Source organism: Defluviimonas salinarum (assembly GCF_026013545.1).
Classification (GTDB): domain Bacteria; phylum Pseudomonadota; class Alphaproteobacteria; order Rhodobacterales; family Rhodobacteraceae; genus Albidovulum; species Albidovulum salinarum.
In genome coordinates this window covers 26,143-38,303 of record NZ_JAPDOG010000007.1, presented here as the reverse complement: position 1 = coordinate 38,303, position 12,161 = coordinate 26,143, and the positions used below count along the sequence as shown (strand labels likewise).

General features: G+C 68.4%; 10 protein-coding genes. 2 read left to right on the top strand and 8 right to left on the bottom strand.

The window, feature by feature from the left end; translation table 11 throughout:
• The first annotated feature begins 30 nt into the window (after nt 1–30).
• A complete protein-coding gene (locus OM960_RS09350; RefSeq protein ID WP_264771782.1) occupies nt 31–612 on the top strand; it encodes a heme NO-binding domain-containing protein in 582 nt (193 codons plus the stop codon).
• Complete coding sequence (locus OM960_RS09345; protein ID WP_263334576.1) at nt 612–1,664, top strand: GGDEF domain-containing protein; 1,053 nt, start codon at nt 612–614, stop codon at nt 1,662–1,664. The genes OM960_RS09350 and OM960_RS09345 overlap by 1 nt, the downstream gene beginning before the upstream one ends.
• Nucleotides 1,665–2,612: 948 nt before the next feature.
• Here OM960_RS09345 and OM960_RS09340 read toward each other — a convergent pair.
• The 8 genes from OM960_RS09340 to OM960_RS09305 form a co-directional block, all read right to left on the bottom strand.
• Nucleotides 2,613–3,170: a PqiC family protein gene (locus OM960_RS09340; RefSeq protein WP_263334578.1), complete on the bottom strand. Its 558-nt coding sequence runs from the start codon at nt 3,168–3,170 to the stop codon at nt 2,613–2,615.
• A 4-nt stretch (nt 3,171–3,174) separates the two neighbouring features.
• The gene (locus OM960_RS09335; RefSeq protein WP_263334580.1) at nt 3,175–5,259 is read right to left on the bottom strand and encodes an MlaD family protein; all 2,085 of its coding nucleotides are present in this window, start codon (nt 5,257–5,259) and stop codon (nt 3,175–3,177) included.
• Complete coding sequence (locus OM960_RS09330) at nt 5,256–5,891, bottom strand: paraquat-inducible protein A (protein ID WP_263334582.1); 636 nt, start codon at nt 5,889–5,891, stop codon at nt 5,256–5,258. The genes OM960_RS09335 and OM960_RS09330 overlap by 4 nt, the downstream gene beginning before the upstream one ends.
• A complete protein-coding gene (locus OM960_RS09325; RefSeq protein WP_264771781.1) occupies nt 5,858–6,496 on the bottom strand; it encodes a paraquat-inducible protein A in 639 nt (212 codons plus the stop codon). The genes OM960_RS09330 and OM960_RS09325 overlap by 34 nt, the downstream gene beginning before the upstream one ends.
• 606 nt (nt 6,497–7,102) lie before the next feature.
• The gene (locus OM960_RS09320; protein WP_264771780.1) at nt 7,103–8,368 is read right to left on the bottom strand and encodes an aminotransferase class V-fold PLP-dependent enzyme; all 1,266 of its coding nucleotides are present in this window, start codon (nt 8,366–8,368) and stop codon (nt 7,103–7,105) included.
• A 29-nt stretch (nt 8,369–8,397) separates the two neighbouring features.
• Nucleotides 8,398–9,411, bottom strand: a complete 1,014-nt coding sequence (locus OM960_RS09315; RefSeq protein WP_264771779.1) for a DUF4392 domain-containing protein — start codon at nt 9,409–9,411, stop codon at nt 8,398–8,400.
• A complete protein-coding gene (locus OM960_RS09310) occupies nt 9,408–10,673 on the bottom strand; it encodes an aminotransferase class I/II-fold pyridoxal phosphate-dependent enzyme (protein WP_264771778.1) in 1,266 nt (421 codons plus the stop codon). Before OM960_RS09310 ends, OM960_RS09315 begins: the two co-directional genes overlap by 4 nt.
• Nucleotides 10,670–12,160, bottom strand: coding sequence for an aldehyde dehydrogenase family protein (locus OM960_RS09305; RefSeq protein WP_264771777.1), 1,491 nt, complete (start codon nt 12,158–12,160; stop codon nt 10,670–10,672). The genes OM960_RS09310 and OM960_RS09305 overlap by 4 nt, the downstream gene beginning before the upstream one ends.
• Between the last annotated feature and the right edge of the window lies 1 nt (nt 12,161).

Sequence of the window (12,161 nt, the reverse complement as noted above, 5' to 3'; positions counted from 1 at the left end):
GGCTCGGTCCCGGATAGGGAAGGGTGTGCCATGCACGGTCTCGTCAACCGGTCGATCCAGTGTTTCCTGCGCGACACCTACGGTCTCGCGCTCTGGGCCGCGGTCGCGGCCGACGCGGGCCTCGAGGCGCAGGGCTTCGAGGCAATGATGAGCTACGACGATGCCTTGACCGATGCGGTCATCGACGCCGCGGCGCGGCGGCTGGTCAAGCCGCGTGAAGCCCTGCTGGAGGATCTCGGCATCTATCTCGCCGGCCGCGAGCCGCTACGGCGGCTCCTGCGATTTGGCGGCGTGGACTATGCCGACTTCCTTCTGTCGCTCGACGAACTGCCGGATCGGGTGCGCCTCGCCGTGCCCGAGGTCGACATGGCGGATCTCTCGATGATCGCCACCGGGCCGGGGCGGTACACGTTGTTGTGCCGCGGCGGGCATCCGGGATATGCGGCGGTCTTCGCCGGGGTCCTGCGCGCGATGGCGGACGATTTCGGTGCGCTGGCGCTGATCGAGGCAGGCGCCGCACAGGGCTTGACGGACACCGTAACGATCGAACTGCTTGAAGCGCAGTTCGCGTCGGGCCGGCATTTCGATCTCGCGCGACCGGGGCGGGGGTGATGGACGGCGCGCTGAGATCAGATCCGGCCTGCATCGCCGAGGCGGAACTCGGCCGGCTGATGCCGATGTTCCTTTGGATCGCGCCGAGCGGGCATATCCGCTGCGTCGGGCCGACACTGGCCAAGCTCTGCGACGGGCTGGATCTGGTCGGGATGCGGTTCTTCGAGGTGTTCGAGGTGAGCCGGCCGCAGTTGGTGGCGACAATGGTGGAACTGCGTCCACTCGCCGGACAGCGGCTGCATCTCTCGCTTCGCCAGCCACCGCGCACCGCGCTGCGCGGGCTCTGCATCCCTCTGCTCGACGGCCAGGGCGCGATCCTCAACCTCTCGTTCGGCATCCGGGTCGCCGCAGCGGTTCGTGAGCACGCGCTGAGCAACCGCGATTTCGCCCCGACCGACCTGACAGTGGAGTTGCTCTACCTGACCGAGGTCAAGGAAGCGGTGATGGAGGAGCTTGCGGCGATGAACCGTCGGCTCATGGTGGCGCAGCGGGCGGCCGAAGCGCAGGCGCTGAGCGATGCGTTGACCGGGCTCGCGAACCGGCGGGCGCTCGATCAGGCCCTCGCGCGGGCGCTCGCCGCGGTCCGGCGCGGCGGCGTGGGCTTCGCGCTACTGCATCTCGACCTCGATTTCTTCAAGGCGGTAAACGACACGCTCGGCCATGCGGCCGGAGATCTCGTGCTGAGCCATGTCGCCGAGGTCTTGCGTGCGCACACGCGGGTCGAGGACGTGGTGGCGCGCGTCGGGGGGGACGAGTTCGTGCTGATCCTCGGCGGCCCGATCGACGGGGAGGAAGTCATGAAGATCGGGGCGCGCATCATTGCCGGGCTGGAGCGTCCGGTTTCCTTCGAGGGCCGCGAGTGCCGGATCTCCGGCAGCATCGGGGCGACCCTGTCGGCAGCCTACGCCGCGCCCGATGCGGATCGGCTGCTGAGCGACGCCGATTCCGCGCTCTACGTCTCCAAGCGGCGGGGGCGGGGGCGATGCACGATCCACTGGGTCGGGTCCGATGACGCGGGCGGGATGAAACCGATGCCGGACAACGGAGGGTGATCACTGGCCGGGTCGGCAAGGCGGAAGGGGCGTGGTCGCTGACGTGGAGTGGGGCCACGGGCGCTACGGGATCGACCGTGCCGCTTGGAGATGACAGCGGCTCGGGTAAGCGGAGCGTCCGGTCATGTCGACGGGCTGCCGGGATGAGCCGGCGATCGAGCGGCCGATGGGCTTCCGGGTATGCGCGGCGGCGGGGATGGGCGCCCTGCTCGGGATGGCTCCGGGGGTATTTGAGCCTGATCGGGGGCGTGGCCGGTCGCCCAGCCACGGAGCGTTCCATCGCGACCTTTGGGGATCGCGGCGGTGTACGGGGTCCGGTGGCGATGTGCGAAGGTCGGTCGAATGACGGAATGGTTCGGGAAACCTGAGAGATGGCTGCGGCGACTCGGCCTCCTGGCGCCCGGGTCGGGATGGAACGCGTCGGGGCAGGGCGAGAGAGGGGCGGAGCGGGCGCGTCGGTGGACCAGAGCGGGGGATTGTCACCTGGCTTGAGTTTGGCGCAGTGTTTTTGCCGACGATGCGGCGATGCGTCGCGGCGGAACTTGCGCGAGCCGATGGCGGGACGGGTGACGACGTAAGGCACCGAGGCCAGCCGCAAGGACCGGCCGGAGCGTCGGCCCGGAGTGCGTTCCTCGCTCGTGGACGGAAGCACGGATCGCAACGCGTTGTGAGAGCGGATTTTCTGGGCCGCTGCTTGAGCGTCGGTCCTGATGAAGATGGCCGCCAACGATGCGATAGAGCGCGTGTGTGCGGACGAAGTCGTTTGAGCGCATCAGGATTGCGGCGCTCGGGCTGTGGCGATGTCGGTCGGGTCTGCCGACTGGCGGGACAGGGGCAGGAGTGATTCAGCCGGAGGGTGCCCGGTCGATCCCGATTGCCGACGTCGGGGACGCAGGCCAGTGGCCGTCGCGATGCCGGCCGGCGGGGCTGGGCCGGTGACGGCGCGGATCAGCGCGCGAGGGTGCGGGCGATCTCGGTCGCGAGGGCCGCGATCGCGGCACCGCTGGCCGCGGCGACGCCGGACGGCCCGGTCTGAGCAGCCGGAATGTGGATGTCGAACCGTTCCAGCCGCTCGCGAACCGCCCCGTCGGGCGCGGAGATCGCGTATTGGCCCGTAAAGTCGAAGCCGCCGTCGGCCCGTGCCAGCATCCGCTCGACCCGGACGTCGAGCCGGGCGTCGGCGGGCTCGGAGAGCGGCCAGGGCTCGGCAGCGACGGTCGCGCTGGTCGCATTGTCGAGGCTGCGGGCGAGTGCGGCGGTCACGCCGCGCACCGGCTCGTCGGCCCAGAGCGAGGTGCGGATGTTGCGCAGGGCGCCGCCCTGTTCCTCCTGCGAGATCTCGATCGCGGCGGCGTAGGCCGGCAGCGACACGTCGCGGACCTCGATCGTCGCGACCGGAACGGCGATCGGTGTCGCCGCCGCCGGCGTGTCGATCAGGAACCGGTCGGCGTTGCCGGCGCAGCCGGCAAGGGCACAGAAAAGGCAGGCGAGGGCAGCGCGGCGCATCGGGTCAGCGTCCTATCAGGAGGGAGTTCGGATTGCGCTCGATCGCGCGGGCAAGCTGGCTGACGGCGCGGGCGGCGCTGCGGACCTCGCGCAGCGCGGCAAGCGTCTCGCCGTTGAAGTCGGAGCGTTCGCCGTAGGCGGCGATGAGCGCCTCGGACTGGGTGACGAGCTTTTCGAGCCGGGCCGACAGGTCCGGCAGGCTCTCGGTCGCCTTGGCGACCGCGTCGGCGGCGTCGCGGGCCGAGGCCATGGTCGCGTTGGCATTCTCGACGGCGCCGCCCTCGCGCAGTTCGGCGAGCGTCGTGCGGATCTCGTCGAGCGCGCCATTCAGCACGGGCGGCAGGTCGCGCGCAGCCTCGCTGCCGATCACCTTGTCGGCGCTGTCGAGCACCCGGGTCGCTGCGGCGACAAGCTCCTCGGCCTCGAGAGAGTTGGCCTTCTTCGCGACCGCGCGCAGGTCCTCGACAAGGGCGGGGAACTCCGCCGAGGCGGTGGCGATGTCGGAGGTGATCTTGTCGGCGCGTTCGAGCGCGGAGGCGAGGTTCTTCATCGCGCCGCCCTCCTTCAGCTCGCTCACCACGGCGCGCAGTTCGGCCACCGTAGCGCGGATGTCGCCGGGCAGCGCCCGCATCGCCTCGTCGTTGACGAGCGAGCGCGTGTCCTCGAGGAGTGCGACCACCGTGTCGGGCACCGCGCGGGTGCTCTCGGAGCTCGTCACCGCTTCGATCGAGGCCATCATCGTGATCGCCTGCTCGATCAGCTCTTCGATCGGAAGCGCGTTGATCCGCTCGAACACGCCCTCGGCGGTCGCGGTGAAGTCGGGCAGGTTCGATTTCTCGCTCGGCAGGATGGGAAGCGGTTCGGCCGCGCGTTCGAAGACCGCCGGGGCGGCGTCCGGGATCTCGACCAGCTCGACGATCAGGGCGGCGCTGAAGATGCTGGTGGCGGCGAGCCGGGCGCGCAGACCCTCGTCGACGGCGGCCTCGAAGAAGTCGAGCGTCTCGGCCTTTCCCGCGCCCGCGGGGAGACCCAGACGGTCGGGCTCGATCGCGAGATTGGCCATCAGCCGGACGTTCGGGCCGGTCTCGTCCTCCTCGACCTGCGCGGCGATCGCGACCACTTCGCCGACCTTGAGCCCGCCGTAGCGGACATCGGCGCCGGGTTCGAGGCCGCTCACGGATTCGCCGAACTCGGCGGCGATCTGGACTGCGTCGGCGCTCGACCGGGCGATCAGGCTTTTACGGGCCGAGGCCTGGTCGGGATAGACTTGGAAGACATGGCCAGGGCTGACCGGCTCGCCGCCTTCGTAGACCGAGTCGAATTCGACCCCGCCGGCGAGGAGCGAGGCCATGCTGTCGAAGTTGACGCTGAGACCGGCACCGCTGAGCGAGACCTCGAAGCCCGAGGTGTCCCAGAACCGGGTGGCGGAGTTGAGGCGCCGGTCATGCGGCGCCTCGATGAAGGCGTCGACGACGATGGAATCCGTGGTGACCGTGAGCCTAGGCTTTTCCAGCCGCCCCACCTCGACGCCGTGGAAGAAGACCGGCGCTCCTTCGGAGATCAGGCTGCCGTCGTCGGTGATAAGCGTGATGCGCTTGCCGTCGCGTCCCGGCTGCACCAGCGGCGGGCCGTCGGCACCATCGAAGCGGTAGGCCTGGACACCGGGCTCCTGGTCCCAGGCGCCCTCGATATAGACGCCGGAGAGCACCGTTGAGAGACCCGAGATGCCGCGGGTGCTGACCTTGGGGCTGACGATCCAGAACTGCGCGTCCTTGTCGAGGAAGGTGGCAACCTCCTTATCGATCCGCGCGCGGATCAGAACCTTCGTGAGGTCGGGAGTGAAGGTCACCTGCTCGACCCGGCCGATGGTGACGTCGCGGTAGCGGATTGTCGTCTCACCCGCGGTCACGCCGGGGGCGCTCAGGAAGGTGATCTCGACCAGCACGCCGCGATTGGCGAAGTTCTGCCACGCAAGCCCGAGCGAGATGGCGAGTGCCAGCACCGGGACGAGCCAGACGAACGACAGGTTCCGCCAGAACGATGGCCTCGGTGGCGAGATGTCGAGTTCGGCAGGGCGCGGATCGGTCAAGTATCGTCTTCCTCATAGGCGTCCCAGAGGGTACGCGGGTCGAAGTTCTGCGCGGAAATCATCGTGAATGCAACGGAAAGCGCGAAACTGACCGCAGCGATGCCGGGATTGACCGTCGCGGCGAAGTCGAACCGGACGAGCGCCGAGAGGATCGCGACCACGAAGACGTCGATCATCGACCAGCGGCCAATGAACTCCACGACCTCGTAGAGGTGCTGGCGGCCGTGGCCGCGGATCACCACCTTCGACCGCGCCGAGAGCGCGAGATAGCCGATGGCGATGAACTTGCCGATCGGGATCAGCACCGAGGCAGCGAAGACGATGAGCGCGACGCCCCAGGAGCCGTGCAGGAAAAGTTCGATCGCGCCGCCGACGATGGTGTTCTCCTGCGTCTTCCCGAAATTCGTCGTCAGCAGCATCGGATAGATGTTGGCGGGGATATAGGCGACCATCCCGGCGGCGAGCCAGGCCCAGACCCGCTGCAGGCTTTTGGCGTCGCGGCTTTGCAGCGACGCGCCACAGCGCCGGCAGACGGTGTCGCCGGCGGCATGGACCTTGCCGCAGCCGGTGCAGCCGACGAGCCCGGCCCGCCGCGCGGTCAGGACCGCCTGCGTTCTTCGAGCGTTTTCCATATCGTCAGCCTGCACATGAAGTTGTCCTTGAGCACCGTCACGAGGACGAGCGCCGCGAAGGCCCAGAACGCCGGGCCGGGCGTGACCTTGGCGAGGCCCGCAACCTTTACCATCGCCACCGCGACGCCGAGGATGAAGATCTCGGCCATCGCCCAGGGCCGCATCGCTTCGGCCCAGCGGAACACGCGCTCAGCCTGGGCCGCGGGACGCCAGCCGAGTGCCATTGGCGCCAGCGCGTATGTGATGGCGAGGAGCCGGGCGAAGGGCAGGGCGACGATCATTGCCCCCACCGCGACCGCGAGCGGCATCATCCAGCCTTCGGAGAAGGCAAGGACCGCGCCGAGGACCGAGCTCTGCCGGCTGAGGCCGCCGGCCTGGAGCTCGAGGAAGGGGAAGAAGACCGCCGCCACCATGAGGATCGCCGCGGTGGCCGCGAGCATCACGATTCGCGTCATCGCGCCGGTGCGCGGCGCCATCAATGTCGTGCCGCAACGATGACAGCGGGCGCGGGCGCCGGGAATGACCACGGTCACATGATGAAGCGCGTCGCAAGTCGGGCAGGCGATGAGCGCGTCGAGCTGGGATTCGGGGGTCGTCGCCGTCACGTCTGGTGCGCCTCCTCAGCGGCCGCCGGTCCGGTGCAGGTTACAGGAGGGACCGTGCCGAGCGCCAGACCGGGAATTCGCGCCGCGCGCGCACCGTTTCCGTGTTCTCGCGGTGCGTCAACTGTTCCTTGTAACGATCTATATTTGCAGGATAAAGTTACAGGATTAGGGGCTGCAGGTCTTCGTCATCCCTCCGAAAGCGGGATCGGCTGTCCCACGATATCGCCCAATGCGGGGTAATGAGATCAAGGGTCTGGTCGCAGGGTGTTCCGCGCGAAAAGTGAAATCGGAAATTCGGTTGGCATGCAGACTTTCTCCGCGGCTGTGAAGGCATTGGGCACCTGCGGCAGAAGCGGCCATTCGCGCCCTGCATCGCCCAGGCCTTCGACCGACCGGGCACGCACATTGGAGCGGCGTGGCGAAAGCCGCGCCGCTTCTTGAGTGCGCCGCGTGTCATTCACTTGAATGCAGCGGAGCGTCCGCACTGGCACTAAGCGAAAACGCTCGCACGTCTCTCGGCGTGGTCAGCTGGATCATCGGATCCATTGGGACCGAAGGCGACTTGTCCTACCCGCCTGCAAGCAATGCCTGTGCTCGGCGCGGACCTCAGGCATCCGCGCCACAAACAATCCCCTCAAGCGCTGCCAGAAACTGAGCAACTTCGCGCTCGCTGTTGTAATGGCAGATAGACACGCGGATGCAGTCCGGGAGCCCAAGGGGATCGAGAATGTTGCGCGAGTAGTGGTCTGCCTTTCGGGTGTGTGTCCGGATACCCTGCTCATTCAGCCGGGCCACGACGTCAGGTGAGGGCATGTCCTTCACGACGATCGACACCAGCCCCTCACGCGCCGGGTTGTCCGCGCCGCCGATGATGGTGACATTTGCCATCTCCTTGAGGCCCTTCACGTTGCCCAGCCCGTGGATCATCGCGTCCGTGAGCCGCTTCTCATGGGCGTGGATCGCGTGGCCCGCGGCCTCGATCCGGCGGCGCCGATCCGTCTCTTGTGACACCTCGCCACCGAGCCAGTCGAAATAGGCGACGAGGTCCGACGTGGTCGCGTAGGCGCCGGTGTCGCGCGTGCCGAACTCCCAGCCCTTGGCCGGGGCGTCGATCAGCATGTCGTGCGGCAGGAGCGAGAGCCGGTCCGAGATCCAGGCGACGCCGTAGCCGTGGCGCGAGAAGACCTTGTAGGGCGAAATTGCGTAGCCATCGACGCCGTAGCTGTCGATGTCGAGTTGGCCGTGGGCGGCATGCTGGATGCCGTCGACGATGATCAGGCAGTCGGGCGCGACCTTGCGGATCGCCGCAGACACGGCGGCCACGTCGACGCCCATTCCGGTCACGGGCGAGGTATGCAGGATCGTCGCCACCGCAACGTCCGGCGTCACATGCGCAGCGTATGCTTCGGCCGTAACGGTGCCGATTGCGTCGTCATGCCTGACGTTGACGTAATCGAGTTCGGCTATGGCCGCCCAACGCCGCGCCGCAGAACGCGAGGCCGGATGTTCGAGCGAACTGCCGAGCACCTTTGCCCCTTTCGGCGCGTTGACGCAGGCGGTGCGGATCATTCGGAACAAAAGCTCGGTCCCGCTTTCGCCGACGAAGAACTGCCCCGACGAGGCGTTCATCAGAACGGCCATGTCTGCCTTGGCACGGTTGATCACCTCGACGAGCGCGTGGCTCGCCGGGTTGTCGCGCCCCTGGTTGTCCGGGATCGCGGCGAACTTTGCCGAGGTCTCGACGACGGATTTCAGCGTCAGCGCGCCGCCGGCGTTCTCGAAGAAGATGCGGGGGCCCTGATAGGGGCATTCCTCGACATGATGGAAGCGGCTGCGGATCTTCTCGAGAAGCTCTGGGGTGATGTCGGTCATGGGACTTTCTCGTCTGGGAATGCTTGGGCTCACAGGGCGCGCGATACGATCGTCTGGCAAAGCGTCGCCACGCTGAGATGGCTGGCGCGGGGGAATCCGTCGACGGCATCGTCGACGATGCCATGGGTGGAGTTGATAAGGCCGGCCGCCACCATCGCGTCGAGCAGGCGCGCTTCGGCGTCGGGCGTGTGGACGAGTCTGGGATTGCCGCCACGGGCGGCCATCGCGGCCGCGATCGCGGTGCAACCCCAGTTCGAGCAGGCCGCCGTCACGAGGACGCCGCAGCCGGTCGTCGCGCCGATGCCGCCGCCGCAGCCGCACTGGCAGTTGTCGCCGTAGGGCACATGCGCCCGGACGTGTTCCGCGACCTTGCCCATGCCGATCTCGTTGCCGCCATCGCCGACCGCCACGACGGGGATGCCCCTCGCCATGGCTTTGTCGAAGAGGAAATCGACCCGCGCCCGGCCCATCCCGTAGTCGATGCCGCGCATCGAGTGGTAGACGCCCCTGTCGTTGCGCCCGACGCGCTCGGTCGAAAAGAGAAGGTCCGGCGCGAGCGCGTCGAGCATCGCGGGTGCGGCGGCTCTTCCGTCCTCGTCGGACGTGGGGTAGGGCATCATCACGACGGTGGCGAGGCTCCGGTCCTTTTGCGCGATCCGCGCCTGATCGAGGCCGACTGGGAAGAGACCCGCCGCGACCATGACCGCGCGGATCGCCGGGATGAGAGTTTCCTCGCAGAGGACGATGCAGGCCGCGTTGCGTTCGAGGACCAGCGCGCGGGCGATCGCCGCCGCGCCAGACGGGCCGTCGTTCTCGCCCAGTTCCGGAGTGATCCAGGCGCGGGAAACGGAGCCGGTGGTGATCACCACGGTCCCGCTCATCGGCACTGCCATGAGTGCGTCGGCAGCCGCCCCGACGAGCGAGCCGCCCTGAAGGTCACGGGCGGCGGCGAACAGCGGCTCCACCCCGCGCTCGCCGATGTCGATGTTGACGAGCCGGTCCAGCCGGTCGTCGAGCCGTGCGATCAGCTGCCGGTCGCTCATTTCCCCTCTCCGAACAGGAGCGCCGAGAACCAGGCCTCGTCCTCGAGATGCGCCGCCACCGCGTCCATCGCCCCGGCCAGGCACCCTGCGACCGCCGCTGCCCCGCCCGCACGCGCCACGGCACCGGTCGTGGGCTTCAGCCGGATCGAGACACGTCCGCCGGGTTGGCCATGGGTGTTGACGGTCACGATCCCTCTGTCGCGCAGCATCAGCATCCCTACAGCGGCGGCGACTTCGGCCGGCACGCGCGCCGACCTCTCGGCACCCGCAAGCTCCAGCACCCGCGCGAACAGATCCTGCTCGTCGATCTTCGGGCCGAGGGCCGAGCGGAGGATGATGCCGCCCCCGAGGGCCGCTTCCAACGCCTCCGACAGGTCGAGACCGTCGCGCGCCTCTTCGAGCAGCATCTCAGGGGTGAAGCCTTGAAGGCTGCGCATCGCGCCGACAGCGATCGGCGCGCGCGCCTCCATACCAAGTTCGCTCGCTCTCGCGATGACCGGCACCAGAGTATCCGCGACGCCGCAGAGCACGCCGGCGCGCGGGCCGGTCAGCCCGGCCTTGTCGGAGTTGGTGACGACGAGATCCGCCCCGAACGACAGCGACGGCGCGCCGCCGTGGATCACCGGGCGAAAGCGCGCGCCGTAGGCTTCGTCGAGGAACACCTTGCAGCCCGCCGCCCGCGCGGTCTTGACCGCAACCGCGGTCAGCTCGTCCGGCAGCACGGCGAGTTCAGATGTGACCGTGGTGACAATCAGCAGCTTCGGCAGGTGAGCCGCGAGCATGCGCTTCAGCTCCGGCAGATCATGCATCTCGACGACCGGCACGCCGGCCAGTCTTGCCCCGCGCGACACCGAGGCGTGTGAGCGGTCGCCTCCGGGCACAAGGGACAAGACTGGCCGACCGCCGGACAGCGCGAGGATCGCGGCAACGATCCCGGCGCTGGTGCGGTTGACGACGGCGACCGCCTCGGAGCCGTCGCCGCCCATGTGGGAAATCGCCGCCTGTCTGAGGTCTTCGCCGTAAAGGCCGGGGCCGATCCATTCTTCGCAGAGTTCCGTCAGATCGGCCGCCGTTGCCGGGAAGAAGCGCAGGTTGCCGGTGCAGATCGCCACCTTCTCCATCCCCTCTCGCGCGGCGAATTCCGCCGCGATCTGGCCGGCGCGGCGGAGGCGGCGGACCTCGTCGGTCGAAGAGGCCAGAAGCCGCCCCCGCGCGTAGCCGACGCCGGGATCGACTTCGTTGCCGAAGCGGTCCGAGGTCATCCGGCCTGCTCCACGTTGATGGTGACGCATTTGCGGTAGGTATAGGCCTCGAGCGCGCCCTCGATCGAGTATTCGCTGCCGGTGCCCGACTGCTTTGTGCCGCCGTAAGACATGCCCGGGATCTGCCCGCCGCCCTGATTGACCTGGATCCAGCCCGCGTCGATGGCGCGGGTGAGCCGGGTGATCCGGCTGATGTCATGGGTGAAGATGAAGGCGGCGAGCCCGTAATGGGTGTCGTTGGCCATGGCGATCGCCTCGGCCTCGGTCTCGAACGGGATCGCGACCATGACCGGGCCGAACACCTCCTCCCGGACGATGCGCCAGCTGTTGTCGACGCCGGTGATGATCGTGGGGCCGGGCAGGAAGCCCGCCGGGTTCTCGGCCGGGGTTTCCCCGATCAGGAAGTCCGCGCCTTCCGCTTCGGCCTCGGCCACGAAGTTGCGGATCTCGCCATAGCGTTCCGCGTTGATGACCGCGCCCATGTCGACGTCGGGGTCGAGCGCGTCGCCGACCTTGAGGGCTGCCGCCTTCTCCGCCACCCTGGGCATCAGCACGTCCCAGATGTCCTTGTGTACGAAGAGCCGCGAGCCGGCGGTGCAGCTCTGCCCCTGCCGCGCGAAGCGCATCGCGTTCGCGACCTGTTGCGCGGTGGTGTCGAGCCTTCCGTTCTCGATCGCGTCGGGGAACACGATGGTCGGCGACTTGCCCCCGAGTTCCAGCGTGAGCTTGGCGATGCGTTCGGCGGTCGCGCGTCCGATGAGCCGGCCCACCTCGGACGAACCGGTAAAGGAGATCTTGTCCACGCCGGGATGCGCGGCAAGTGCCGCGCCTGCCTCTTCGCCAAGCCCCGTCACGACGTTGAAGACGCCGGGCGGGAACAGGCCGTCGGCAAGCTCGGCGAGCTTCAGGATCGCGAGCGGCGCATCCTCGGCGGGCTTCAGCACCAGGCAGTTGCCGGTGGCGAGCGCCATGGAGATCTTGACCGCGCCAAGTTGCAAGGGCGAGTTCCAGGGGATGATCGACCCGACCACGCCATGCGGTTCGCGCGTCGAATAGCTGAAAAGACCGGGGCCGAGCGGCAGCGTCTCGCCCTTCTGTTCGACCGCGACACCACCGTAATATTTCAGCACGCCCGCCGCCCCCATCGCCTCGCCGCGGGACTGGGTCTTGATCGCATTGCCGGATTCGGCGGCGAGGACGCGGGCGACCTCCTCGGCGCTCTCCTCGAGCCGGCGACCGAGTTCCGCAAGGCGCTTGCCCCGCTCGGAGGCCGCGAGCGCGCGCCAAGCCGGAAGTGCGGCGCGGGCGGCGGCGACGGCGAGATCGATCTCGGCCTTCGCGCCGCGCCCGACCTCGCAGATGGGCGTCCGGCGCGAGGGATTCTCGACCGTCAGCTTCCGCCCGTCCGCGGGCCAATGCCATTTGCCGTCGATATAGCATCCGGCAAGCCCCGCCTGCGGCAGTTTCGGCTCCAGCAACTCGGCCATG